Consider the following 26,506-nt stretch of genomic DNA (forward strand, 5'->3'; position numbering starts at 1 on the left):
TCGCCACGCGCCACATTAGACTTCTTTGACGCTGCAACGATTCCAACGCGCCGTTTCGCCCAGAGCGCGCCCCAACCTCAACTCGCTCAGCTCACATGGAAACCAGCCTCGACACGCGTGCCGCCGGCCAAGTCGCGCCGGCGACAGCCCAGCCGCCCGCCGCTCCCGCATCGAGCACCGTCTACCCGGTGCTCGGCGCGATCAGCTTCTCGCACATGCTCAACGACATGATCCAGTCGTTGATCCTCGCGATCTACCCGATGCTCAAGAGCCAGTTCGCGCTGTCGTTCGCGCAGATCGGGCTGATCACGCTCACCTACCAGATCACCGCGTCGCTGCTGCAGCCGATCGTCGGCCTCTATACCGACAAGCGCCCGCAGCCTTATTCGCTGCCGGTCGGGATGGGCTTCACGCTGTCGGGGCTGCTGCTGATGTCGGTCGCGCCGAGCTTTCCGGTGCTGCTGGTTGCCGCCGCGCTGGTAGGCTGCGGGTCGTCGGTGTTCCATCCCGAGTCGTCGCGCGTCGCGCGGATGGCGTCGGGCGGCCAGCACGGGCTCGCGCAGTCGGTGTTCCAGGTCGGCGGCAATGCGGGTTCCGCGCTCGGGCCGCTGCTCGCCGCGCTCGTGATCATTCCGCACGGCCAGCACAGCATCGCGTGGTTCTCGGCGGCTGCGCTCGTCGCGATCGTCGTGCTCACGCAGATCGGCCACTGGTACAAGAAGCATCCGTCGATCAAGAAGAAGGCCGCGCACGCCGCCCACGCGACGCTGCCGCGCGGCCGCGTGATGGCCGCGATGGGCGTGCTGGTGCTGCTCGTGTTCTCGAAATATTTCTACCTTGCGAGCATCAACAGTTATTTCACGTTCTACCTGATCGACAAGTTCCACCTGTCGGTGCAGGCCGCGCAGTTCCACTTGTTCGTGTTCCTCGCGGCCGTCGCCGCCGGCACGCTGATCGGCGGGCCGATCGGCGACCGCATCGGCCGCAAGTACGTGATCTGGGTGTCGATCCTCGGCGTCGCGCCGTTCACGCTGCTGCTGCCGTACGCGAACCTGTTCTGGACCAGCGTGCTGACCGTGATCATCGGCGTCGTGCTCGCCTCGGCGTTCGCGGCCATCCTCGTCTATGCGACGGAACTGATGCCCGGCAAGGTCGGCATGGTCGCGGGGCTGTTCTTCGGCTTCGCGTTCGGTCTCGGCGGCGTCGGCGCCGCGGTGCTCGGCCAGCTCGCCGACGCGACGAGCATCGCGTTCGTCTACAAGGTGTGCTCGTTCCTGCCGCTCATCGGCGTGCTGACGGTGTTCCTGCCGGATCTCGAAGGGAGCCTGCGCAAGAAGAAGGCGTGACGGGAGTGCGGTTGCCGCCGGCGCGCGTCGATGCGTGCCGGGGTATCACGGATTCGCGAACGGCGGCGGCCCTCAGGCCGCCGTCGCCGCATGCAGCGCCAGGAAACGCTTGAGGATGCCGGTCGAATAGGTGCCCGCGATCGCCGACAGGAAGTGCGAGAACGACTGGGTCGCGTGATCGTCGGCGGTATCGGAGATCGTGCGCACGAGCGCGAACGGCACGTTGTGCTCGACGCACACCTGCGCGATCGCGGCGCCCTCCATCTCCACCGCGAGCGCGTCGGGCAGCGCGTCGCGCAATGCGACGACTTCCCGTTCGCTCGACACGAAGCGGTCGCCGCTGATCACGAGCCCGCTGCGCAATTGCGCGCCGGCGAGCCGGAAACGGTCCGCGAGCACGCCGCCCTCCTCGGCGATGAACTGCGCGCACGCGGTCTTCAGCCGGGCGCTCAGCTCGGGATCGGCTGCGAAATGCGTGATGCCGAGCAACGGCACCTCGTAGCGCGGAAAGAGCGGCGACGCATCGAGATCGTGCTGCATCAGCGTGTCCGCGACGACGACGTCGCCGACCCGCACCGCATGCGCGACGCCGCCGGCGACCCCGGTAAATACGATCCCCGCGACCCCGAACACGTGGATCAGCGCACTGACCGTCGCGGCGGCCGCGACCTTGCCGATCCGCGCGAGCGTGACGACGCATGCCGCGCCGCGCACGAAACCGACGTGATAGTCGCGACGGCCGAACGTGACCGTCTTGACCGTGCCCTCTGCACGCATCTCGGCAATCAGGTCGCCGAGTTCCTCGGGCAGCGCGGCGAGAATGCCGAGCGGCCGGGTGGACAAAGCAGAAGTCGTGTATGCGCTCATTCAACCGCCTGTAGTTTTGCGACCGCGAGTGCGAGCCATTTCTCGCCGTGCCGCTTGAATTTCACCTGGGCTTTTGCATCCGCACCGCTGCCTTCGAGCGCGGTGACGGTGCCTTCGCCGAACTTGTTGTGGAACACCTGCTGACCGACCCTGAAACCGCTGTCGGCCGCACGCTGCTGGTTTGCGAACGCGGGCAGCGGCGCCGACACAGCCGCGTCGACGATCTGCTCGCGCGAGCCGCCCGGCCGCGCGAACCAGTCGCGGCCCCAGCCTGCATTGTCGGCGCGGCCGCCCCAGCGCGAGCCCGCCTCGACCTTCGGCGTCAGCCACTTCAGCACGTGCTGCGGCAGTTCGTCGAAGAAGCGCGAGCGCACGTTGTAGCGCGTCTGCCCGTGCAGCATCCGGCTCTGCGCGAACGACAGGTAGAGCCGCTCCTTCGCGCGCGTGATCGCGACGTACATCAGGCGCCGCTCTTCCTCGAGCCCGGCGGCTTCCATCGCGCTGTTCTCGTGCGGGAACAGCCCTTCCTCGAGACCGGTGATGAACACCGCCGCGAATTCGAGCCCCTTCGCCGCGTGCACGGTCATCAGCTGCACCGCGTCCTGCCCGGCCTGCGCCTGGTTGTCGCCGGCCTCGAGCGACGCGTGCGACAGGAAGCCCGCGAGCGGCGTCATCGTATCGGGGTTCTGTGACGGATCGCCGAGCGCGGCCGGGTCCAGCACGTCGGCCGCCGCGCCATCCGGCGCCGCGGTAATTTCCGGCGCGGCGATCGCGCCGGCGCGCAACGGGATCGAGCGGGCCGGCGTGTCGAGGCCGTAGCCTTCCTCGCTGACGAATGCCGTTGCCGCGTTGACGAGTTCCTGCAGGTTCTCGAGGCGATCCTGGCCTTCGCGCTCGCCCTGGTAGAAATCGGCGAGGCCGCTCGCGCGCACGACATACTCGACCGTCTCGGGCAGGCTCATCTGCTGCGTGTCGGCACGCATCTTCGCGATCAGGTTCGCGAACGCGCCGAGACTCGTGCCGGCCTTGCCCGTCACGTACGGAATCGCCGCGGCCATCGCGCAGCCGTACAGGCGCGCCGCGTCGGCGAGCTGCTCGATCGAGCGCGCGCCGATGCCGCGCGCCGGGAAGTTCACGACCCGCGCGAACGCGGTGTCGTCGCTCGGGTTGTCGATCAGGCGCAGGTACGCAAGCGCGTGCTTGACCTCCTGCCGCTCGAAGAAGCGCAGCCCGCCATACACGCGATACGGAATGCCCGCGGTCATCAGCGTGTGCTCGATCGCGCGCGACTGTGCGTTGCTGCGGTACAGGATCGCGACCTCGCTGCGCGCCATCCCGGTATTGATCAGCGAGCGGACCTCCTCGACGATCCAGCCGGCCTCCTGCGAATCGGTCGTTGCCTCGTACACGCGCACGGGCTCGCCGTGGCCGGCGTCGGTGCGCAGGTTCTTGCCGAGCCGGTGCGCGTTGTTCGAGATCAGCTGGTTCGCCGCGTCGAGGATGTTGCCGTGCGACCGGTAGTTCTGCTCGAGCTTGATCAGGTTGCGCACGCGGAACTCGTCCTCGAAGTCCCGCATGTTGCCGACGTTCGCACCGCGGAACGCGTAGATCGACTGGTCGTCGTCGCCGACCGCGAAGATCGCGTTCTGGCCGCCCGCGAGCAGCTTGAGCCACGCGTACTGCAGCTTGTTCGTATCCTGGAACTCGTCGACGAGGATGTGCTTGAAGCGCGCCTGGTAATGCGCGCGCAGCGGCGGGTTGTGCGCGAGCAGCTCGTAGCAGCGCAGCAGCAGCTCGGGGAAGTCGACGACGCCTTCGCGCTGGCACTGCTGGTCGTACGCCTGGTAGATCTCGACGAACTTGCGGTTGAAGCTGTCGGTCGCGTCGACCTTGTCCGGCCGCAGCCCCTGCTCCTTCGCGTTGTTGATGAAGTACTGGACGTTCTTCGGCGGATACTTCTCGTCGTCGATGTTCGCGGCCTTCATCAGCCGCTTGATCGCCGACAGCTGGTCGGCCGTGTCGAGGATCTGGAACGTCTGCGGCAGGCCCGCGTCGCGGTAATGCGCGCGCAGCATCCGGTTGCACAGGCCGTGGAACGTGCCGATCCACATGCCGCGCGTGTCGATCGGCATCATCGCCGACAGGCGCGCCATCATCTCGCGCGCGGCCTTGTTCGTGAACGTGACGGCGAGCACGGTCGCGGGCGACGCATAGCCCTGCCGGATCAGCCACGCGATCCGCGTGATCAGCACCCGCGTCTTGCCGCTGCCCGCCCCCGCGAGGATCAGCGCCGGTTCGTTCGGCAACGTGACGGCCGCATATTGTTCAGGGTTGAGATTGGCGAGCAGATCGGGCATGGAGTGGCAACGGACGAGCGTAAGAATGCGGACCCGCCATTATAAATCCGCCGCGCACGTTGCCGACGCCGCCGCTGCGCGACCCATCGGCGCGCCTGCCGGTGACCGGCCGATGCGCATCCATTTATAATTGCCAGTTTACGTATCCAATTCACGCAATTTTCAGCAGATTTCCGACCATGAGCGACAGCACGCTGGCGAAGAGTTTCGAACCCCACACCATCGAAGCCCAATGGGGGCCCGAGTGGGAAAAACGCGGCTACGCAGCCCCGGCCTTCGATCCGGGCCGCCCCGATTTCGCGATCCAGCTGCCGCCGCCGAACGTCACGGGCACGCTGCACATGGGGCACGCGTTCAACCAGACGATCATGGACGGCCTCACCCGCTATCACCGGATGCTCGGCGAAAACACGCTGTGGGTGCCGGGCACCGACCACGCGGGGATCGCAACCCAGATCGTCGTCGAGCGCCAGCTCGATGCGCAGGGCGTGTCGCGCCACGACCTCGGCCGCGAAAAGTTCGTCGAGCGCGTGTGGGAATGGAAGCAGCAGTCCGGCTCGACGATCACGGGCCAGGTGCGCCGCCTCGGCGCGTCACCCGACTGGTCGCGCGAATACTTCACGATGGACGACAAGATGTCGGCCGCCGTGCGCGACGTGTTCGTCACGCTCTATGAACAGGGCCTGATCTACCGCGGCAAGCGCCTCGTCAACTGGGATCCGGTGCTGCTGACGGCCGTGTCGGATCTCGAGGTCGCGAGCGAAGAGGAAAACGGCCACCTGTGGCACATCCGCTACCCGCTCGTCGACGGCTCGGGCACGCTGACCGTCGCGACGACCCGTCCCGAGACGATGCTCGGCGACGTCGCGGTGATGGTTCATCCGGAAGACGAGCGCTACAAGCACCTGATCGGCCAGTTCGTGAAGCTGCCGCTGACCGACCGCGAGATCCCGGTGATCGCCGACGACTACGTCGACCTCGCGTTCGGCACCGGCGTCGTGAAGGTCACGCCCGCGCACGACTTCAACGACTACCAGGTCGGCCTGCGCCACAACCTCGCGCCGATCGAGATCCTGACGCTCGACGCGAAGATCAACGACAACGGCCCCGTGCAATACCGCGGCCTCGACCGCTTCGACGCGCGCAAGGCGATCGTCGCCGACCTCGATGCGCAGGGCTTCCTCGAATCCGTGAAGCCGCACAAGCTGATGGTGCCGCGCGGCGACCGCACGGGCGTCGTGATCGAGCCGATGCTGACCGACCAGTGGTTCGTCGCGATGACGAAGCCCGCGCCGGAAGGCACGTTCAACCCGGGCAAGTCGATCACCGACGTGTCGCTCGACGCCGTGCGCAGCGGCCAGATCAAGTTCGTGCCGGAAAACTGGACGACCACCTATTACCAGTGGCTCGAGAACATCCAGGACTGGTGCATCTCGCGCCAGCTGTGGTGGGGCCACCAGATCCCCGCGTGGTACGGCGAAAGCGGCGAAGTGTTCGTCGCGCGCAACGAGGAAGAAGCGCGCGCGCAGGCCGCCGCGAACGGCTACACGGGCGCGCTCAGGCGTGACGAGGACGTGCTCGACACGTGGTTCTCGTCGGCGCTCGTGCCGTTCTCGTCGCTCGGCTGGCCGAACGAGACGCCGGAGCTCGCGCACTTCCTGCCGTCGTCGGTGCTCGTCACGGGCTTCGACATCATCTTCTTCTGGGTCGCCCGGATGGTGATGATGACGACCCACTTCACGGGCAAGGTGCCGTTCCACACCGTGTACGTGCACGGGCTCGTGCGCGATGCGGAAGGCCAGAAGATGTCGAAGAGCAAGGGCAACACGCTCGACCCGATCGACATCGTCGACGGCATCGACCTCGAGGCGCTCGTTGCGAAGCGCACGACGGGCCTGATGAACCCGAAGCAGGCCGCGACGATCGAGAAGAAGACCCGCAAGGAATTCCCGGACGGCATCGCCGCGTTCGGCACCGACGCGCTGCGCTTCACGATGGCGTCGATGGCGACGCTCGGCCGCAACGTGAACTTCGACCTCGCGCGCTGCGAAGGCTACCGCAACTTCTGCAACAAGCTGTGGAACGCGACGCGCTTCGTACTGATGAACTGCGAAGGCCACGACTGCGGGCTCGACAAGCCGGAAGCCTGCGGCGCGGGCGACTGCGGCCCGGGCGGCTACCTCGACTTCTCCGCCGCCGACCGCTGGATCGTGTCGCTGTTGCAGCGCACCGAGGCCGACATCGCGAAGGGCTTTGCCGACTACCGCTTCGACAACATCGCGACCAGCATCTACAAGTTCGTCTGGGACGAATACTGCGACTGGTACCTCGAACTCGCGAAGGTGCAGATCCAGAACGGCACGCCCGAGCAGCAGCGCGCGACGCGCCGCACGCTGCTGCGCGTGCTGGAAACGGTGCTGCGCCTCGCGCACCCGGTCATCCCGTTCATCACCGAAGCGCTGTGGCAGAAGGTCGCGCCGCTCGCGGGCCGTTATCCGCAAGGCAAGGCCGAGGGCGAAGCGTCGCTGATGACGCAGGCGTACCCGGTCGCCGACCTGAAGAAGATCGACGAGGCGTCCGAACAATGGGCGGCCGACCTGAAGGCGATCATCGACGCATGCCGCAACCTGCGCGGCGAGATGAACCTGTCGCCGGCGACGAAGGTGCCGCTGCTCGCAGCGGGCGAAGCCGATCGCCTGCGTGCATTCGCGCCGTACGTGCAGGCCCTCGCCCGCCTGTCCGACGTGCAGATCCTCGCCGACGAAGCCGCGCTCGACAAGGAAGCGCATGGCGCGCCGATCGCGATCGTCGGCCAGAACAAGCTCGTGCTGAAGGTGGAAATCGACGTTGCGGCCGAACGCGAGCGCCTGTCGAAGGAAGTCGCGCGCCTGACGGGCGAGATCGTGAAGTGCAACGCGAAGCTCGGCAACGAGGCGTTCGTCGCGAAAGCGCCGCCCGCGGTGGTCGAGCAGGAGCAGAAACGGCTCGCCGAATTCCAGAGCACGCTGGCGAAACTCAGCGCCCAGCTCGAACGGCTGCCCGCGTAACAAACGGTAAGGTCATTTGCGTTCACTATAATGCGCGAATGACCATAGTCCCGATAGACGAGTCGATTAGAGGAGCAAAGGTTCGATCATGTTGAAAGTCACCAAGGCAGTCTTCCCGGTTGCAGGCCTCGGCACGCGCTTCCTGCCCGCGACGAAGGCCAGCCCGAAGGAAATGCTGCCCGTTGTCGACAAGCCTCTGATCCAGTATGCAGTCGAGGAAGCGATCGCCGCGGGCATCACGGAAATGATCTTCGTCACCGGGCGTAGCAAGCGCGCGATCGAGGACCATTTCGACAAGTCATACGAGATCGAGGCAGAGCTCGAGGCACGCGGCAAGGAAAAGCTGCTCGAGCTGGTGCGCAGCATCAAGCCGAGTCACGTCGACTGCTTCTACGTGCGCCAGCCGGAAGCGCTCGGCCTCGGCCACGCGGTGCTGTGCGCGGAGAAACTCGTCGCGGACAACCCGTTCGCGGTGATTCTCGCGGACGACCTGCTGGACGGCACCCCGCCCGTGATGAAGCAGATGGTCGACGTGTTCGACCACTATCACAGCTCGGTGATCGGCGTCGAAGAGATCCCGCCGTCGGACACGAAGTCGTACGGCATCGTCGACGGCAAGGAGTGGGAAGAGTCGATCATCAAGATGTCGGCGATCGTCGAGAAGCCGGCGCCCGAAGTCGCGCCGTCGAACCTCGGCGTGGTCGGCCGCTACGTGCTGAAGCCGCGGATCTTCGAGCACCTGCGCGCGCTGAAGCCGGGCGCGGGCGGCGAACTGCAGCTGACGGACGCGATCCAGGCGCTGCTCGCCGACGAGCAGGTGCTGGCCTACAAGTACCAGGGCACGCGCTACGACTGCGGCAGCAAGCTCGGCTACCTGAAGGCCACCGTCGAATTCGCGCTGCGCCACCCCGAAGTCGCGACGGAATTCGAGGAATACCTGCGTACGCGCGGCGGCGACACGCCCGCTGCCTGATTGCGATAGCGACTGCCGGGGCCCGCGGCACCGCGGGCCCCGGCAGCGCCGCCTCGCTCAGTGCGCGGCGGCCGGCTTCACCGAGACGACGCCCGGCATCCCGCCCGCGCCGTCTTTTTTCGTCTTCACGAGCCAGCCCTCGCCCGTCTCGAACGGCAGCTTCGCGAGCGCGCTCTTCACGAGCGCCGGCGCCGCCTGCTGCGTACCCGGCTCGCGGTCGCGCAGCGCCGCCGACACGCGGTAGACATCCGCGCCCGACTTCGCGTCGACGAAACGCAGCGTCAGCACGTGGCGATAGACCTTGCCGGCGAACGGCAGCCCGAACGGCGCCGGCCCGTCGACCGCGACGCACGCGCTGCTCGCGCCGCCACACTGCTCGGCCGTCGCCGCGATCGCGGCAGCCTGCGTCGCATAGGCGATCGACAGCCGGTAGCGTGCATCCTTGAGCGGCTGCGCGTCGAACCCGCGGTGCGCGAGCTCGTCGTGCACGAGCGTCTCGATCTGCCGGTATTCCGCATCGTCCGCCTGCGCATCGGAGCGCACAAACCCGTAGCCGGGCGCGCCCGACGCGAACACGTCCGGCTGCCCGACCGCGCTCACGCCGGCCGTCATGCCGGCGCAGCCCGTCAACAGCGCCGCCGCGAGCACGGCCGCCGTCCATTCGATTTTCATGACTTTCCCCAAATGCTTGCCGCCGCACCCGGCCCTGTCAGGCCGGCGGCTCGTCGATCGCGGGCAGCGCCACCGTCACCACGGTGCCGACGCCCACTTCGCTGTCGACCGACACGCTGCCGCCGTGGCGCGTGACGACCGTCTTCACGAATGCCATGCCGAGCCCCGACCCGGAAATCTCGGGCCGCTCGCCGGCATGGAACCGCTTGAAACGCTCAAACAGATGCCGCTGATCTTCCGGCGAAATGCCGTACCCCTGATCGCGAATCGTACAGAACATCCGCTTCGACGCGTGCTCGACCGCGAGCGTACACGAGATCACCGTATCGGCCGGACTGTACTTGACCGCGTTGTTCAGCAGGTTCACGAACGCGCGCGTGATCAGCGAACGGTCCGCGCGCACCCAGCTCATTTCGGCACCGACGTCGGTATCGATGCGGATGCGCTTCGCCTGCGCCTGCGGCCATACCTCGTCGCACGCGTCGATCAGCACGTCGACAAAACTCGTCGCCTCGAGCTGGTACGCCTGCGATTCCGCCCGCGCGAGCTGCACGAACTCGTCGGCAAGCGACAGCGCGCGGTGCGCATAGCGCTCGATGCGCGCGAGCAGCCCGCGCATCGCATCGGATTCGACGCGCTGCCGCTCGATTTCGACGAGCGCGAGTATCGACGACTGCGGCGAACGCATGTCGTGCGACAGCAGGTGCAGCGCCTCCTCGCGCTGGCGTTCGGCCGCATGCAGTTCGGTCACGTCGACGAGGCCGGCGATCCAGCCCGTCACGTGGCCCTGCGCGTTCGTACACGGCGCGTAGCGTAGCAGATGATCGAGGCCGTCGCGATCGCGCACCTCGATGCCGCGCGCCATCGCGTCGTTTTCCGCCTCGAGCGTCGGGTCGAGCGCGGCCGGCCAGTGCTGGCGGATCTCCGCGTCGTGCTCGGCATTGCCTTCGACGGTCTTGACGAACGTCAGCTCGCCGAGCGCGCTGCGCAGCGGGCGCCCTTCCGGCAGCGACAGCGCGAGCCGCGACCCATACCGTTTCGCCGCGTGGTTCGCGATCAGCACGGTGCCGGCGAGGTCGGTGACGAAGATCGGCTCGGGCATGCTGTCGAGGCTGTCCCACACGAAGCGCTTCATGTCCTGCACGCGCTGCGCCGCCTGCGCCATCAGCGCCATCTGCCGTTCGAGCACGTCGCCGCCGACGCTGCGCGTGCCCGGCGCCTCCGGCAGCAGGTGCGGCTCGTCCGCGAGCCGCTGCAGTTCGCGGCGCAGGTACGACATCGTCATCTCGAGCCGGCGCCAGTTCCAGATCGGATACACGGCGATCAGCCCGAAGATCGCGGGCGCGGGCGACAGCCACAGCCGCGCTTCGTACAGCAGCGCCGCGCTCGCGATCACGGACAACCCCGCGAGACTCAGCGTCAGCAGCAGCGCGCGCCACGGCGACAGCATCAGGAAGCCCGCAAGCAGCACCGCAAGCGGCAGCAGCGACACGGCAAACAGCCCCGCGCGCGACACCGGCGAAATCGCGCGGCCGGTCATCAGCATGTCGAGCACGCTCGCGTGGATGTAGACCCCCGCGAGCGGGCCGAAGTCGCCGGAAACGGGGGTCGCGAACCGGTCGTACAGGCCCGACGCCGTCACGCCGACGACGACGATCTTGCCGCGCAGCGCGTCCGGCTTCACGTGCCCTTCGAGCACGTCGTCGAACGACAGCGTCGGATAGGCCGGCGTATTGCGGTTGAACGGGATCAGGTAGCGGCCCTCGCCGCTCGCGTCGCGCGCGAGGTCGTGCGTGCGCGCGTCCGGTGCGCCGCCCGCCGGATGCAGCTTGCCGGCCGCGATCGATTCGAACACGGGCACCGTCAGCTGCGGCCAGCGCACGCGGCCGTCGCTTTCGAACAGCGAGACGCTGCGCACGATGCCGTCCGGGTCGACTTCGAGATTGATGTGGCCGAGGCCCGCCGCACGCGCAGCGAGCGCGGGCACCGGCGGATCGACGCTGCGCGTGCCGTCCGGACGCTCCGGGCTCAGCAGGATCGGCAGGAAGGTCGGCACGCGGCCGAGCCCGTCCGCGAAGGTGCGGTCGTCCGGCGACGGCTCCGTGAACAGCACGTCGTAGACGACGGCGGCCGGCTGGGCACGCGCGAGCGTGTCGAGCAGCCGCGCATGCACGCTGCGCGGCCACGGCCAGCGGCCGAGCGCCTGGACGCTCGGGTTGTCGATGTCGACGACGACGATGTCGGGCGACAGCGGCAGGCTGCGCAGCATCAGGAGCCGATCGTAGATCAGCCCGTCGACGCTCGCCGCCACGCGGCCGAGCGCGCTCGACAGGATCACCGCGACCCCGAGACAGCCGATCGCGATCCATTCGATCAGGAAGCGGCGGCCAAGCCGCCGCCGCGGGGACACGGATTCGGGTTTCATGCGCCGCGTGTCAGCGCGACAGCGTGAACGCGCTGACCGGACTCGTCTTCTCGTAGAACTTGCCGCCGTCGAATTCCTCGACGGTCACCGCCCAGAAATAATCGCCGGGCGGCAGATGCGCGACCGTGATCGTGTGCGCCTGCAGGCCGACCTGGTCGACGACCGGGGCGCTCAGGTCCTTCGACTTCGACAGCACGAACCGGTAGCGCGCGCTCGCGCCCGCGCCGTTCGGCGACCAGCGGAACACGTAGCCGCCCTCGCCGGGACCGGCGCTCGCATCGAGACCCATCTGGCGCCGTTCGAACGCGTAGGTACGCGGCAAGCCCTGGAGGCCGTTGTCGTCGATCGCGGCGATCCGCACGAAATAGTTGCCGTTCGGCACGCCGTGGAACACCGCGTGCGGCGTGTCGATGCGCGCCTCGCTGAACAGGTCGAGCAGCCCGGCGTCGTGCGCGAGCTGCACGCGGTACGCAAGCGCGCGCGGAAGCGGCGCGAGATCGAACGCGACGTCCGGCTCGTCCTGCACCGCGTCGGGATGCTCGAGCGCCGGCGGCGGCAACAGCTGGACGGGCGCGCCGACCGAGCCGGACGACGTCGCGACGCTGCCGTAGTTCGCATGCACGAGCGTCGTATCCGCCGGACGCCGGTTGCCCGCGACGCCCACCGCGCCGTCGAGCACCTCGACACGCGTCGTCGCGTTGCCGGCCGTATCGTAGTTGACGCGGAAGCGCGTGCCGCGCACGCCGGCCACGACCGACGGCGAGCGGATCTGGAAGCGGTCGTCGCGTTTCTTCAGATGAGTGACCTCGCTTTCGACCGAGCCGCGCGACAGCTCGAACTCGCGGTCGAGCGTGCCCGTCAGCACGGTGCGGCGCAACGTCTTCAGGTCGAGCTGGCTGTCGGGCGGCAGGCTCATGTGCGTGCCGTCGGCCAGCTCGAGCGTGACGAAACCGTTCGCGCCGGTGCGCACACGGTCGCCTTCGGTCAGCGTCGCATCGGCCGCAAGCGGCACGAAAGCGTCGCCCGATGCGCGCTCGGCCGGCCCCTGCACGGCCACCACGCGCGCGCTCAGCCGCTCCTTGCGCAGCCGCGCGACCGGGAGCTTCAGCGCGACGCCCGGCTGCAGGCGCTTCGGCGCCGGCACGCCGTTCAGCTGCTGGAGAATCTGCCAGTCGTCCGGCCCCTGCAGGTAGCGCGCGGCGACGTCGTACAGCGTGTCGCCCCCGCGCGTCAGGTAGGTGACCGTCTTGCCCGCGGCGGCGCCGGCCGGCGGCGCCGCGACCGCCTGCAGGACCGCGAACGCGGCGGCGAGCACGCACGCCGCCCGCAGCCCCGCCGCGCGCCATCCGCGTTGCGTGATCGACATGGTCACTCCGGTTCTCCCTGGCCGACCCGTTCGAGCCGGTAGCCGTAGCCGTAGATCGGCGCGAGTCGATAGCCGTTCTCCGGCCGCAGGCCGAGCTTCGTGCGCAGCATCGAGATGTGCGTATCCATCGTGCGCGATGGAATGTCGGTGGCCTGCTTCCACACGAGATCGAGAATGTGCGCGCGCGACAGCGGCCGGTCGAGATGCTGGAACAGCAGCAGCGCGAGCTCGAATTCCTTCTGCGTGAGGCTCACCGGCTTGTCGCCGACGTACGCCTGCTTCAGGTTGACGTCGAAGCGGAACTGGTCGAATTCGCGCACCGTCGCCTCGGCATTGACCGGATACGCGCGGCGCAGCAGCGAGCCGATGCGCGCGCGCAGGATCGGGCCCGACACAGGCTTGACGACGTAGTCGTCCGCGCCGGCGTTGAGGATCTGCGTGATCCCCGCTTCGTCGTCGCGGCTCGTCATGAAGATGATCGGCAGGCTGTGCTCGGTCTGATTCGCGCGCACCCACTTCAGCACTTCCTCGCCGGACATGTCGGGCACGTTCCAGTCGAGCACGAGCAGATCGAACGTTTCGCGTTGCAAACGCTTCTTCAGCGCCTTGCCTTCCTTGAAGGCGTAGCACGTATGGCCCGCGGCCGTCAGCGTTTGACTGACGAAGTCCGTCTGGGCCGGATCGTCATCCAGTACAGCAATTCTCATAGCACCCCGCAAAACGAAATCCAGTCGTCCAGTTCAGCCGCTCGCACACCGCCGTGCACCTTGCACGACACACGCACCTGCATCGGTACTGCCGGCCGGCAACCTGCGTCTACACCCGCAAGCGCGACGCGCATGCGGACGGTCCCGGCATATATCTCAAAAACGGGGCACGGACGAACCGGCGATTTCACCATAGTAGTATGAAATTCGCCAAGGATTTGCGCGGACTACGGTCCTTTCTTCGAATAATCCTTCTTGCAGCGCTGCCGGCACGCCTATTCGGCGGGCTCGGCCCACGCGTGCAGATCGCCGGCCGGCGCGGGTTGCCGCAGCACCCGCTGCAGCTGGCCGCGCACCCGTTCCCACGCAGCAGCGGCGTAGTCGGGCTGACTCGCCGCCCACGCATGGGCCAGGTCGAACACGCGTTCGACGGTGGCCCCGCAATGCGTGAGGCCCGGCTCCCCGTCCGGTGCGGCTTCGCGCAGCCATTCGGCGAGCCACGGCATGTCCGCCGCGGCAGAATCAGCATAGGCTTCCAGCGCGGCGCGCGCGTGACGATCCCGTTGCGGGTCGAGCTCGACACGGCTCAACCCCGGGCTCGACCCCGATGCGCGTGCATGCGCGGTGCGATTCGCTGCGGACGGACTGCGAATGGTCCCTGGTCTGAAGGACATGTCCTTTCCCCGTTGTACGACGGCAGCGTCAGGCAGGGCCCCCGTGCCCGCCTCGAATCGACGTACCGTGGCCGGCGCGTGCGTCGAGCGCGGACGACCGGCCGGGTCAGTATACGCAGCCGGCGGCGAAGCGAGGTTTAAGGATTGTCAGAAATCCGAGGCGCGGCGGCACGGAACCGGGCGACGCACGCGCCGGGGTGCGCCGCGGGACACGGCGCAACGCGACCGCCGTCAGCGGCGGCGCATCAGGAACACGAAGGTCTTGTCCTGCGTCGACGATTCGACGATCTCGTTGCCCGTCTGTTTCGCGAATGCGGCGAAATCGCGCTGCGAGCCGGGATCGGTCGCGAGCACCTTCAGAATCTGCCCGCTTTCCATGTCCGCAAGCGCTTTCTTCGCGCGCAGAATCGGCAGCGGGCAATTGAGCCCGCGCGCGTCCACTTCCTTGTGAATCTGCATCGGCTGTCGACCTTCGAAAGACGCGCCGCATGCGGCGCTGGAGGAAACGGCAATTTTACCGCAGCCCCGCCGCGTCTGCCGCGCCTGCCGGACCCCGGCCGGCGCGAACCGTCAGGTCGTCGCCTTGGTATCGCGCGAGCCGTCGGGCGTCGTCGGCAGATAGGACAGCTCGAGCCGATAGGCCAGCGCGACGAACAGGCTCTGCGCGAGGCCCATCGTCGCCGTCAGCGCGCGAAAACCGAATGTCGCGCTGTCCTGCACGAGCAGCGTCGCTTCGGCGTCGCGCGCGAGCGGGCTCATGCGGCTGTCGGTGATCGCGATCACGCGCGCGCCGCGCTGCGCGGCCTGCTGCGCGACCTGCACCGTCTCTTCCGCATACGGCATGAACGAAATCGCGATCAGCACGTCGCCGGCCCGCACCGAGCGGATCTGCCCGAGCTGCATGCTGCCCAGCGCGCTGAACAGGCCGACGCGCTTGTCGGTGTGCTGCAGCGCGTAGTCCAGGTACACGGCGATCGGAAACGCGCGCCGGGAGCCGGCGATCCAGATCGCCTGGGTATCGGCGAGCATGTCGACGGCCTGCGCGAACGCTTGCGGATCCAGCGTCTGGCGCAGCTGCTGCATGCCGGCAATGCTGCCCTTGATGAACTCGTCGACGATCTGCTCGGGCTGCAGGCTCGCCGAGCCCGATTCGATCACGTCGCGCAGGCGCAGGTTGTACGCGCGACCCGGCGCGATCTGCTGCGCAAGCCCGTCGCGGAACAGCCGCTGCATCTCGGAAAAACCCGAGAAGCCGAAATGCTTCGCGAAGCGCACCACCGCGGACGGCTGCACGCCGCACTGCTCGGCGAGCGACTGGATGCCTTCGAGGCCAAGCTGGTCCCGCTGCGTCTCGACGTGACGGGCGATCACCTTGAGGCGATTGCTCAGCCCGTCGTACTCCTGCGTCAGACGCTGCAGGAACTGCTCGACGGTGGCGGGAGGTTTCTGGGATGGACTCATCGGATGGCACGAAGTTGACAGTCCCGGCACTCGCCTCCTGCGGCGGAGGATCCGGCCCGGGGCTCACCTGGACACATGCGTGGTGGGCGATTCTAAACCCGTTGCGCAGACAACGTCGCCGCGTCCACGCGCTCGATCACCGTTTCACCGTTGCCAGCGCGGCACGACACGATTGGAAAATATTTTCCAACGGCCGTCCTGCGCCGACAATATTAGGGCGTCTACCAATGCACATCGGTCGCGGCGCGACCAGTCGTCATACGTCAGGATACGCAACCGTCGCGCCGGCACGCGATGCTCGCGCTCAGCGATAGTCGACCCAGACGCCGCCGCCGTCCGCGGAGCGCACGCAGTTCTCGACCCAGCGCACCCCTTCGACGCCCGCATGGACGTCCGGATAGCGGATCCCCTTCAGCGTCTGCTCGTCGCGCCGGTCGGTCGCGTCCATCGCGAGCGCGAACCGCGAGTACAGGTTCGACCACGCTTCGAACAGGCCTTCCGGGTGCCCCGCGCCGATCCGGTCGTCGCGCAGCGCATGCGGATGCAGGTAGCCCATCCCGCGATCGAGAACCTGCGCAGGCTGCCCCTGGACTTCATAGCGCAACTGGTTCGGATGCTCGTCCCACCATTCGACGCTCGCCTTCGAGCCGATCACGCGCACTTTCTGGCCGTGCATCGAGCCCGCGTTTACCGCGCTCGACCACACGTAGCCGATCGCGCCGCTGTCGTACTCCATGATCGTGAACGCGTTGTCCTCGAGCGGCGCGCGACTCTTCACGAAGCTCTGCCGCGAGCACATCAGCCGCTTGATCTTCAGGTCCGGCACCATTACTTCGGAGATGTACAGCGGGTGCGTGCCGATATCGCCGAGCACGTAGCTCGGGCCCGCGAATTTCGGATCCACGCGCCAGCGGGCGGCCGGGCTCGCGGCCTCGACGCCCTCGCTGTGGAAGCCGTGCGCAAACTGCATCTGCACGATGCGGATCTCGCCGAGATCGCCGCGCGCGATCATCTCGCGCGCCTGCTCGATCATCTGGTGTCCCGAATAGCCGTACGCGACGCCGACGATCTTGTTCTTCTCGGCCGCCAGGCGCTGCAGCTCCTCCGCCTCGGCGGTCGTGAAGCACAGCGGCTTCTCGCAGACCACGTGCAGCCCCGCGTTCAGCGCGGCCCGGCAAATTTCGAAATGCGTATTGTTCGGCGTCGCGATCGACACCGCGCGGATGCCGTCCGGGCGGCTCGCCTCGACCTCGAACATCGTCCGGTAGTCCGCATAGCAGCGCTCGGCGGCCACGCCGAGCTTCACGCCGAACTGGCGGCCGCGCGCCGGATCGATGTCGAACGCGCCGGCGACGAGCTGGAAGCTGCCGTCGCGCAATGCGGCCGAGCGGTGGCTGTAGCCGATCTGGCTGCCCAGACCGCCGCCGACCATGCCCCAGGGAATCGAGTGTCCAAGCAAAATCTGTCCGTCGATCATGATGATTGCGTTCCTTGTGATCCTTGCGATCCTTGTGATTTGATCAGGCCTGTTCAGGCGAATCCCGCCGACGCGAGGAAGGCGCGGCTCGCCGCGACGTCGCGCAGGCTGGTGCCTGCGTTGCGCGGATCGCGCTCCTGCTCGATCGTGATGTAGCCCGCGTAGCCGATGTCGTCGAGCGTGCGCTTGATGGCCGGGTAGTCGAGCACGCCCTTGCCGATCGGGCACATCACGCCGCGCGCGCACGCGGCGAAGAACGCGATGTGCTCGCCCATCACCGCGTCGTAGGTCGTCGCGTCGATGTCCTTGAAATGGACGTAGTCGAGACGTTCGGCATGCCGGCGCAGCCACGTTTCCGGATCCATGCCCGAGTAGTAGAGATGGCCGGTGTCGAGACACAGGCCGGCCGTCTCGGCCGGAATGTCGGCCACGATCCGGTCGATTTCGTCCGCGAATTCGATATGGCCGCCCGCGTGCGGATGGATGACCGCGCGCACGCCGAACTCGTCGCGCGCGATCTCGGCGATCTGGCGGATATGCGCGACCATGCCCGCCCAGCGTTCGGCCGACAGGCGCGGCGCGCGCTCGGAATGGCCGGCCGCGTAATCGCGCTCCGGGTGTCCCCAGTCCATCACGACGAGGTACGGCGCCGCGTAGCGCTGCCCGTCCTGGGTCGGCTGTTGCGGCAACTGCTTGATCAGCGCGCAGATCTCGCGCGTCTGGCGCAACAGGCTCGGCAGGTTCTCCGGCGACACGAGATCGTCGAAGATCGTGCCGGCCGTGATGCTCAGGCGGCGCAGGTCCAGCTCCGCGCGGACGACGTCCGGCTCCAGCGGGATGTAGCCGTACGGGCCGAGCTCGATGCCCGAGTACCCGGCTTCGGATGCCTCGGACAGCACGTGCCGCCACGACGGCAGATGCGGGTTGTTCACGTCGTCGACGCCCCAGCAGCACGGCGCGCAACCAATTTTCATTGTCATGTCAGTCTCCGCCGGGCCGCCCCAAGGGCGTAGCAGGGAATTCGCAGAGCACCGCTCTGCGCCTGCGTAGCCGGCCGGCTTTGCAAAGCCGGCCGTGGACGGCTGACCGCCCCCTCGGGGGGCAGCGAACAAAGTGATCGTGGGGGTCGTTTCATGTCCGTTCCGCCGTCACGCCTGATAGAACGCCGGACGCGCCGCCATCGCGATGCGCTCCACCGCGCCGCTTTGCTGCGCACGCACGCATGCGTCCGCGGCCACCGCGGCTGCATAGCCGTCCCATGCGGTCGGCCCCGTCAGCACCCCCTGCCGCACGCCGTCGATGAACGCCTGCAGCTCGACGTCGTAGGACGCGATGAAGCGCTCCTTCCAGTCGGTCATGATCGCCGTCGCATGCCGGGCCGCGTGCTTCATCGAGACCGCGGGCGGATCGGGCAGCTTCGCGATGCCGTCCTCGCCCACCACTTCGCACTGGATGTCGTAGCCATACTGGCAGTTGACGAAGATCTCCACGTCGATGCGCACGCCAGCCGCCGTTTCCAGCAGCACGATCTGCGGATCGGCGAGATGGGCCGATGCGTGGCGGGTCTTCTTCGGATACACGACCTGCGCGCTCACGTAGTCGTCGTCGAGCAGCCAGCGCAGCACGTCGAGCTCGTGGATCAGCGTATCGGTGATCGCCATGTCCGTCGTGTAGCGGTCGCCGACCGACTGGTTGCGATGCGCGCAATGCAGCATCAGCGGCGCGCCGATCGTACCGCTCGCGATCACCTGCTTCAGCGCCCGGTAGCCTTCGTCGTACGGGCGCATGAAACCGACCTGCACGAGCCGGCGGCCGTGCGCCCGTTCGGCCTCGACGATCCGCAGGCAGCCTTCGGCCGTGGTCGCGAGCGGTTTCTCGCAGAACACCGGCTTGCCGCGCGCGATCGCCTTCAGCACGAACGCCTCGTGCGTCGGACCCCACGACGTGACCAGCACCGCCTGCACGTCCGCCGCATCGATCACCTGGTGCCCGTCGCCGTACACCTCGGCCGACAGCCCGTATTTCGTCACCGCGTCGTGCGCGTGCCGCGGGTCGATGTCGGTTACCGCGACCACCTTCGCGCCCGACAGCGTGCGGGTCAGCCTGCGGATGTGATCCTGGCCGATCGCGCCGCAGCCGATCACGCCGATTTGCAAAGTCATGTTTGTCTCCACGTTGTCAGACCCGCGCGTCGCGCGGGCCGTCGATGCTTGCCGCCGGCAGGACCGCGCCGGCGATTTCAGCGCGCCGCGGCACGGAAGTACCGGTCGACGTAACGCTGCATTTCCTCGCGCATGAAGCGTGACGACGCTTCCGCGCGCTCTTCCCACGCGAACACGCACGACGACATCACGCCGTCGAAGCCGGCCTCGCCGAGCGTGCGGAAGAACACGTCCCAGTCGATCTCGCCCTGCCCGATGTCCAGATGCTGGTGCACGCGGATCTGGTTCGAGCCCGGCGGATTGACGATGTAGCGGAGCTGGCTGCTCTTCTTGTGGTCGAACGTATCGGCGACGCGCACGTGCGCGAGCACCGGCGCGGCCTCGCGGATCATCGCGGCCATGTCGTCGCCGTAATAGAACGTATGCGGCGCGATATACGAAACCTTCAGCGCGGACGAACCGATGTTCGTGACGATGTCGACGGCCGGCTGGAGCTGCTCGATCCAGTCCTCGGGGTGCGGCTCGACCGACAGCGTGATGCCTTCGCGCTCGAGGATCGGCAGCAGCTCGTCCATCGAGCGGAACCACGCGGCTTCGCACATCTCCTTCGGGTTCGCGCCCGGCCGCTCGCCGACCGAGCGCTCCGGCGACGCGCCGCGGCCGAACTCGGACACCATCAGCCGGCATTCCATCTCGACGGCGACCTCGATCGCCTTCTTCCAGCAGCGCACGGCCCATTGCCGTTCGTCGTCGAACGGGCTCGCCCAGCGGTACATCGGCTGCAGCGACGCGAGACCGACGCCGCTCGCGCGCAGCGCGTGCTTGAACGCCGTCATGCGTTCGCGCGTCGCGCGGGGCATCACCCACCAGTCGAGGAAGTCGCTGCGCGGCGACAGCTCGATCTGGTCGTAGCCGAGCTCGGCCACCGCGCGCGGCAGCTGGTCGATCGGCACGTGTCGGATCATGTAGGGATCCAGAGCAATCTTCATGGCGTTTCCTTGAAGTGACTCAAGTGATTCGATTGACCGGCGGCCGGCCTCGTTCGGCCGTGCCGTCCGTTCGATGTTGATTTCGGGTCAGCGGCGCGACTTCTTGTTGCGATATTGGTCGGCGATCACGGCCGCGACGATGATCGCGCCCTTGACCATCTCCTGGTAATACGCGTCGATGCGGATGAACGTGAAGCCCGACGTCATCACGCCGAGGATCAGCACGCCGATCACGGTGCCCGTCACGCGCCCGAGGCCGCCCGACAGCGACGTGCCGCCGATCACGACGGCCGCGATCGCGTCGAGCTCGTACATCACGCCCATTCCCGACTGGCCGGAAATCGCGCGCGCCGCCGTCACGGTGCCCGCGATGCCGCTCAAGAGGCCCGCGATCGCGTACACGAACACCAGGTGACGGGTCACGTTGATGCCCGACACGACCGCCGCCTGGCGGTTCGCGCCGATCGCGTACGTGTACTTGCCGAACCGCGTGTAGCGCAGCACGACGTGGAAGATCGCCGCAATCACGATGAAGATGATCACGGGGTTCGCGCCTGCGCCGATCGCCGCGAACGGGTCGGTCAGCATCGACACCGGCATCCCGTTGGTGAACCATTTCGCGAAGCCGCGCGCGGCCACCATCGTGCCGAGCGTCGCGATGAACGGCGGGATTCCCGTGAACGCGATCAGCGAACCGTTGAGCAGCCCGACCAGCAGGCCGACGCACACGCCGGCGAGGATCGGCCAGATCACCGGCAGGTCCGTCAGGTGCGGGAACACGGCGCGCGGGAAGTCGGATACCTGCGCGAGGCTCGCGGACACCACCGCTGCCGCCGCGACCACCGACCCGGACGACAGGTCGATGCCGCTCGTGATGATGACGAGGTTCACGCCCACCGCGATGATGCCGATCACGGCCATCTGCAGGATGATGATCTCGAGCCGTTCCGCGTTGAAGAGGAAGCTCTGGCCGACGATGATCCAGCCCGCCACCTCGAAGAACAGGCTGATGCCCACCAGCACGAGGAAGATGCTGAGTTCAGGCGGCCACTTGGCGCGCCGCGTCTTGGCTGTCATGGACTGTGCGTCCGCGATCGAATTGAGGTTGCCCATTTCAGTTGTCTCCATGCTTGATTCGGCTCACTGCGACGCCAGGTCCATGATGCGCACCTGGTCGGCATCCTTGCGCTCGACGATGCCGGTCATCCGCCCTTCGTGCATGACCATGATCCGGTCGCTCATGCCGAGCACTTCCGGCATTTCCGACGAGATCATCAGCACCGCGACGCCCTTGCCGGCCAGCGCGCTCACGAGGCGGTGGATCTCGGCCTTCGCGCCGACGTCGATGCCGCGCGTCGGCTCGTCGAGGATCAGGATGCGCGGCTGGGTCAGCAGCCAGCGGCCGATCAGCACCTTCTGCTGGTTGCCGCCCGACAGGTTCTGGATTTCCTCGTGCAGCCCGGGCGTCTTCACCCGCAGCATCCTGCTCATCGCTTCGCAGTCGCGCTTCAACTGCGCGTGCTGCACGAAGTTGAGCTTCACGTAGCGGTTCTTCAGCACCGCCGCTTCCATGTTCGCGAGCAGGTCGAGGTTCAGGAAGCAGCCCGTGTCCTTGCGGTCCTCGGTCAGGAACGCCATCCCGAGCTTCATTGCCTGCGCGGGCGATGCGATCCGTACCGGCTTGCCGTCGATGCGGAGCTCGCCGGAGGTAGCCGGCACGACGCCGAACAGCGCCTCCGCGACGTTCGAGCGCCCGGAGCCGACGAGGCCCGCGACGCCGAGAATTTCGCCCGCGCGCAAATCGAAGCTCACGTCGCGGAACACGCCGTCGACGCAGAGGTTCTTCACCGACAGCACGACGTCGCCGATCGGCACCGCCTCCTTCGGGAACATCTGCGTGATCTCGCGCCCGACCATCATGCGGATGATGTCGTCGCGCGTGACGTCGCTGGACGCATGCGTGCCGATGTACTTGCCGTCGCGGAACACCGAGAACTCGTCGGCGATCTCGAACAGCTCGTTCATCTTGTGCGTGATGTAGACGATGCCCTTGCCCTGCTCGCGCAGTTGCCGAATGATGCGGAACAGGTGGACGACTTCCTTGTCGGTCAGCGCCGACGTCGGCTCGTCCATGATCAGCACGTCCGAGTCGAACGACACGGCCTTCGCGATCTCGACCATCTGGCGGCTCGCGACCGTCAGCGTGCGCACCTCGGCGTCCGGATCGACATCGATCGACAGGCGCTCGAACAGCGCCGCGGTCTGCCGGCGCAGCGCCGCATGGTCGATCAGGCCGAAGCGGTTCTTCGGTTCGCGGCGGATCCAGATGTTCTCCGCGACCGTCATGTACGGCATCAGGTTGAGTTCCTGGTGGATCATCGCGATGCCGCGGTCGAGCGCGTCGAGCGGGCCGTTCAGCGTGACGGGCTCGCCATTCAGGCGGATCTCGCCCTTGTCCGGCGTATAGACGCCGGCGATGATCTTCATCAGCGTCGACTTGCCGGCGCCGTTCTCGCCCATCAGCGCATGAACGGTGCCGCGCCGCACGCGGAACTGCACGCCGTCGAGCGCGACGACGCCGGGAAAGGATTTGCCCACGCCGCGGACTTCCAGCAGGCAGTCCGAAGCGATCGGGGCAGACGAGGCGGACGAAGTGGACGCACCGGACGGCGCGTCCTCGCTGGACATCGGCCGGGCCATCATCTTGGCTGTGGACATGGACGTTCCTCGAATGTCGCGCGCGGGCCGCGTTGCCGCCGGCCCGCGCTGCGACGGATGGCCGGTCAGTGCTTCGCGTACTTGCTCATGTTGTCGGGCGTGACGAGCTCGAACGGCACGTTCACGAAGCGGTCCACGTTCTGCTTCTTCGCGAGCTTGAGCGCCGCGTCGACCGCCTGCGAACCCTGCCCTGCCGCATTCTGGAACACGGACACCTTCAGGTCGCCGCTCTTCATCGACGCGAGCCCGTCGGGCGTCGCGTCGATGCCCGCGACGATCGTCTTCGGCGTCCACTTGCGCGCGGCCTTCAGCGCGTTGATCGCGCCGATCGCCATTTCGTCGTTGTTCGAGACGATCGCGTCGAACCGGGTGCCGGAGCTGAGCCAGTTCATCGTGATGTCCTGGCCCTGCGTGCGGCTCCACTTGCCTTCGCGCTTGTCGACGATCTTCATGCCGGAACAATCCTTCGATGCGATCACGTCCTGGATGTCCTGGGTCCGCGCGCGCGCCGACTCGTTGGACAGCTCGCCCATCAGCACCAGGATGTCGCCCTTGCCGCCGAGCAGCTTGCACACCTCGCGGGCCTGCAGCGTGCCCGACTGCTTCTCGTCCGACGCGACCACCGCGACGCCGGCCGGCAGCTTGTCGAAATCGACCGGCTTGCGGTTCACGTAGACGAGCGGAATCTTCGCCGCGGTGACCATCTTCGTGATCTTCGGCGTCGCGTCGGTGTCGACCGGATTCACGATGATCGCGTCGACCTTCTGCGCGATCATGTTCTGCACCTGGCTAAGCTGCTTGCCGACGTCGTTGCCGGCATCCTCGATCTGCACGCCAGCGCCGTCCTTCTTCGCCGCGTCGGCGATGCTGTTGCGCAGGATCGTCAGGAACGTGTCGTCGAAGGACGCCATGGTCACCCCGATCTTCTCGGCATGCGCGAGCGGCATGACCAGGATCGCGGCGGCAGCGACAGCCATCAGCTTGGTTTTCATGATCAATCTGTCTCCTTCATTCTCTTGGGCGGGGAAGTGGGGTGCGATGCACCACCAGGCCGAGTCCGACCGAGTCCGATACGGACCGAAGCTTCAGGACGAAACTGTAGAGCACTCCGACTACTTTTTGGAAATAAATTTCTACGTGATTTCACCTAGGGAACTGGATTTCCAAAAACACTAGACTTCGTCCGTAGCCCCGAATCCCCGGAGGGTGGCTGTCCGTCGCATTGCGCGCCAGTGCTTGCGACGGCCAGCCGCCCGACCTGTCCTCAATCTGCCGGCAAGGTCAGACGCCGGCCGCGAGCGTGACGAGTGATATGAGCCTGTTGAACTTTCCGAGTGGTCGCCCCATCGATCTGGCCTGTCTCGGCCGGGTCGCCGTCGACCTTTATGCGCAGCAGTACGGCAGCCGTCTCGAAGACGCGCGCAGCTTCCAGATGTATCTGGGCGGCTCGTCGGGCAACGTCGCGTTCGGCGTCGCGCGGCTGGGCCTGAAGACCGCGATGATCTCGCGGGTCGGTGACGAGCAGATGGGCCGCTTCGTGCGCGAAACGCTCGAGCGTGAAGGCTGCGACACGAGCCAGCTGCAGACCGACCCGGAACGCCTGACCGCGCTGGTGCTGCTCGGGCTGAAGGACCGCGACACGTTCCCGCTGCTGTTCGTGCGCGAGAACTGCGCCGACATGGCCGTGCGCGCCGACGAGATCCGCGAGGACTTCATCGCCGGCTGCCGCGCGCTGGCGATCACGGGCACGCACCTGTCGACCCCGGCCACGCGCGAGGCGTCGCTGACGGCGCTCGGCTATGCGCGCCGCCACGGCGTCGTGCGGATCCTCGACATCGACTATCGGCCGGTTCTGTGGGGCCTGACCGGCCGCGGCGCCGGCGAGAACCGCTACGTCGCGGACGAGCACGTGTCACGGCAGCTGCAGCAGGTGCTCGGCGAATTCGACCTGCTGGTCGGCACCGAGGAGGAATTCCTGATCGCCGGCGGCGTGCCGCACGACCTGATGGCGTCGCTGCGCGCGGTCCGCCGGGTCACGGACGCGGTGCTGGTGGTCAAGCGCGGCGCGCTCGGCTGCTGCTTGATCGACGGCGTCATTCCCGAGCGCATCGACGACGCGCCGACCTATGCCGGCGAACGTGTCGAAGTGCTCAACGTGCTCGGCGCGGGCGACGCGTTCCTGTCGGGCCTGCTGTCGGGCCTGCTGCGCGGCCGCGATTGGGCCGACTCCACGCGCATCGCCAATGCGTGCGGCGCGATCGTCGTGTCGCGTCATGCGTGCTCGGCAGCGATGCCGACGCCCGCGGAACTCGACCACTGGTTCGACGGCAGCCGCAACCCGGTCGTCGATGCGGACCGCGAGCTCGCGCACCTGCATCGCGTGACGGTCGCGCGCCGCGACTGGAACGACCTGTGCGTGATGGCGTTCGACCACCGCAGCCAGTTCTACGATCTCGCCGTGCAGGCCGGCGCCGACGAGTCGCGGATCAAGACGCTCAAGCGGCTGCTCGTGCGCGCCGCCGAGCAGGTCGAGCGCGACCGCGGCATCGGCGGCCACGTCGGCGTGCTGATCGACGGCGGCGCATACGGCAGCGACGCGCTCGCGTCCGCGACCGGGCGCGGCTGGTGGGTCGGCCGGCCGGTCGAACTGCCGGGCTCCCGGCCGCTGCGCTTCGACGACACGCGCTCGGTCGGCTCCGCCCTCACCCACTGGCCGACGGAACAGGTGGTCAAGTGCCTCGTGCACTATCACCCGGACGACCCGGTCGACCTGCGCGTCGCGCAGGAGCAGCGCGTGCTCGAACTGTGGGAAGCGACCCGCGCGAGCGGCAACGAACTGCTGCTGGAAATCATCCCGCCGCGCGCGGTCACGCCGGCGGGCACCGAGGACGACGCGGTGCTGCGCACGGTCGCGCGTTTCTACAACCTCGGCGTGCGGCCCGAATGGTGGAAGCTCGCGCCGATGAGCGCGGATGGCTGGGCCCGGCTCGAGACGCTGGTCGCCGAACGCGACCCGCATTGCCGCGGCGCGGTGATCCTCGGGCTGAACCAGCCGCTGCAATACCTGGTCGACAGCTTCCGCTTCGCGACCAACCCGATCGTCAAGGGCTTCATGGTGGGACGGACGCTGTGGGCAGACGCGTCGCTGAAGTGGCTGGCGGGCGACATCGACGACCAGGCGTTCATCGACGAGGTGGCCGGCAACTTCGCGCAACTGGTGGACGCGTGGCTCGGCCGCCGTGCGCTCGCGCGGCCCGCGGCCTGA

General features: G+C 67.5%; 20 protein-coding genes. 4 read left to right on the forward strand and 16 right to left on the reverse strand.

Annotated elements, in window-relative coordinates; genetic code table 11:
- Positions 1 to 95 precede the first annotated feature (95 nt).
- Positions 96 to 1,346 (forward strand): MFS transporter, encoded by a 1,251-nt coding sequence (locus ACV229_RS04465; protein WP_448081905.1) that lies wholly within the window; start codon positions 96 to 98, stop codon positions 1,344 to 1,346.
- Between the two features lie 72 nt (positions 1,347 to 1,418).
- Here the strand turns inward: ACV229_RS04465 and ACV229_RS04470 are convergent, their stop codons facing one another.
- Both ACV229_RS04470 and ACV229_RS04475 read right to left on the reverse strand, forming a co-directional pair.
- A complete protein-coding gene (locus ACV229_RS04470) occupies positions 1,419 to 2,213 on the reverse strand; it encodes a 5'-methylthioadenosine/adenosylhomocysteine nucleosidase (protein ID WP_448081906.1) in 795 nt (264 codons plus the stop codon).
- The gene (locus ACV229_RS04475) at positions 2,210 to 4,570 is read right to left on the reverse strand and encodes a UvrD-helicase domain-containing protein (RefSeq protein ID WP_448081907.1); all 2,361 of its coding nucleotides are present in this window, start codon (positions 4,568 to 4,570) and stop codon (positions 2,210 to 2,212) included. The genes ACV229_RS04470 and ACV229_RS04475 overlap by 4 nt, the downstream gene beginning before the upstream one ends.
- Positions 4,571 to 4,749: 179 nt before the next feature.
- Here ACV229_RS04475 and ACV229_RS04480 point away from each other — a divergent pair, with 179 nt between their 5' ends.
- Positions 4,750 to 7,617 carry a valine--tRNA ligase gene (locus tag ACV229_RS04480; protein WP_448081908.1) on the forward strand — a complete coding sequence of 956 codons (2,868 nt, stop codon included), beginning with the start codon at positions 4,750 to 4,752 and terminating at the stop codon, positions 7,615 to 7,617.
- A gap of 88 nt (positions 7,618 to 7,705) precedes the next feature.
- Complete coding sequence (gene galU, locus ACV229_RS04485; protein WP_448081909.1) at positions 7,706 to 8,590, forward strand: UTP--glucose-1-phosphate uridylyltransferase GalU; 885 nt, start codon at positions 7,706 to 7,708, stop codon at positions 8,588 to 8,590.
- Between the two features lie 57 nt (positions 8,591 to 8,647).
- Here the strand turns inward: galU and ACV229_RS04490 are convergent, their stop codons facing one another.
- The 14 genes from ACV229_RS04490 to ACV229_RS04555 all read right to left on the reverse strand — a co-directional run bounded on the left by ACV229_RS04490 (position 8,648) and on the right by ACV229_RS04555 (position 24,233).
- Complete coding sequence (locus ACV229_RS04490; RefSeq protein WP_448081910.1) at positions 8,648 to 9,262, reverse strand: DUF4136 domain-containing protein; 615 nt, start codon at positions 9,260 to 9,262, stop codon at positions 8,648 to 8,650.
- Between the two features lie 37 nt (positions 9,263 to 9,299).
- Complete coding sequence (locus tag ACV229_RS04495; protein ID WP_448081911.1) at positions 9,300 to 11,687, reverse strand: CHASE2 domain-containing protein; 2,388 nt, start codon at positions 11,685 to 11,687, stop codon at positions 9,300 to 9,302.
- Between the two features lie 10 nt (positions 11,688 to 11,697).
- Positions 11,698 to 13,059, reverse strand: a complete 1,362-nt coding sequence (locus ACV229_RS04500) for a FecR domain-containing protein (RefSeq protein WP_448081912.1) — start codon at positions 13,057 to 13,059, stop codon at positions 11,698 to 11,700.
- Positions 13,056 to 13,760, reverse strand: a complete 705-nt coding sequence (locus tag ACV229_RS04505) for a response regulator transcription factor (protein ID WP_448081913.1) — start codon at positions 13,758 to 13,760, stop codon at positions 13,056 to 13,058. Before ACV229_RS04505 ends, ACV229_RS04500 begins: the two co-directional genes overlap by 4 nt.
- A 275-nt stretch (positions 13,761 to 14,035) precedes the next feature.
- Entirely contained in the window at positions 14,036 to 14,434 is a 399-nt protein-coding gene (locus tag ACV229_RS04510) for a hypothetical protein (protein ID WP_448081914.1), read from the reverse strand.
- 231 nt (positions 14,435 to 14,665) lie between these two features.
- Complete coding sequence (locus tag ACV229_RS04515) at positions 14,666 to 14,893, reverse strand: sulfurtransferase TusA family protein (RefSeq protein WP_038713912.1); 228 nt, start codon at positions 14,891 to 14,893, stop codon at positions 14,666 to 14,668.
- A gap of 111 nt (positions 14,894 to 15,004) precedes the next feature.
- The gene (locus ACV229_RS04520) at positions 15,005 to 15,895 is read right to left on the reverse strand and encodes a MurR/RpiR family transcriptional regulator (RefSeq protein ID WP_448081915.1); all 891 of its coding nucleotides are present in this window, start codon (positions 15,893 to 15,895) and stop codon (positions 15,005 to 15,007) included.
- A 304-nt stretch (positions 15,896 to 16,199) separates the two neighbouring features.
- On the reverse strand, positions 16,200 to 17,372 hold the full coding sequence (locus ACV229_RS04525; protein WP_448081916.1) for a Gfo/Idh/MocA family protein: 1,173 nt from the start codon (positions 17,370 to 17,372) through the stop codon (positions 16,200 to 16,202).
- A gap of 53 nt (positions 17,373 to 17,425) precedes the next feature.
- Positions 17,426 to 18,352 (reverse strand): TIM barrel protein, encoded by a 927-nt coding sequence (locus ACV229_RS04530; RefSeq protein WP_448081917.1) that lies wholly within the window; start codon positions 18,350 to 18,352, stop codon positions 17,426 to 17,428.
- A 168-nt stretch (positions 18,353 to 18,520) separates the two neighbouring features.
- Positions 18,521 to 19,534, reverse strand: a complete 1,014-nt coding sequence (locus tag ACV229_RS04535) for a Gfo/Idh/MocA family protein (protein ID WP_448081918.1) — start codon at positions 19,532 to 19,534, stop codon at positions 18,521 to 18,523.
- A gap of 77 nt (positions 19,535 to 19,611) precedes the next feature.
- Positions 19,612 to 20,523, reverse strand: a complete 912-nt coding sequence (locus ACV229_RS04540) for a sugar phosphate isomerase/epimerase family protein (protein ID WP_448081919.1) — start codon at positions 20,521 to 20,523, stop codon at positions 19,612 to 19,614.
- An 87-nt stretch (positions 20,524 to 20,610) separates the two neighbouring features.
- Positions 20,611 to 21,636, reverse strand: coding sequence for an ABC transporter permease (locus ACV229_RS04545; protein ID WP_448081948.1), 1,026 nt, complete (start codon positions 21,634 to 21,636; stop codon positions 20,611 to 20,613).
- 27 nt (positions 21,637 to 21,663) lie between these two features.
- On the reverse strand, positions 21,664 to 23,241 hold the full coding sequence (locus ACV229_RS04550; protein ID WP_448081920.1) for a sugar ABC transporter ATP-binding protein: 1,578 nt from the start codon (positions 23,239 to 23,241) through the stop codon (positions 21,664 to 21,666).
- Positions 23,242 to 23,306: 65 nt separating this feature from the next.
- The gene (locus ACV229_RS04555) at positions 23,307 to 24,233 is read right to left on the reverse strand and encodes a sugar ABC transporter substrate-binding protein (protein ID WP_448081921.1); all 927 of its coding nucleotides are present in this window, start codon (positions 24,231 to 24,233) and stop codon (positions 23,307 to 23,309) included.
- A 320-nt stretch (positions 24,234 to 24,553) separates the two neighbouring features.
- Here ACV229_RS04555 and ACV229_RS04560 point away from each other — a divergent pair, with 320 nt between their 5' ends.
- Positions 24,554 to 26,506 (forward strand): bifunctional 5-dehydro-2-deoxygluconokinase/5-dehydro-2-deoxyphosphogluconate aldolase, encoded by a 1,953-nt coding sequence (locus ACV229_RS04560; protein WP_448081922.1) that lies wholly within the window; start codon positions 24,554 to 24,556, stop codon positions 26,504 to 26,506.

This window comes from Burkholderia sp. MR1-5-21, from assembly GCF_053427715.1.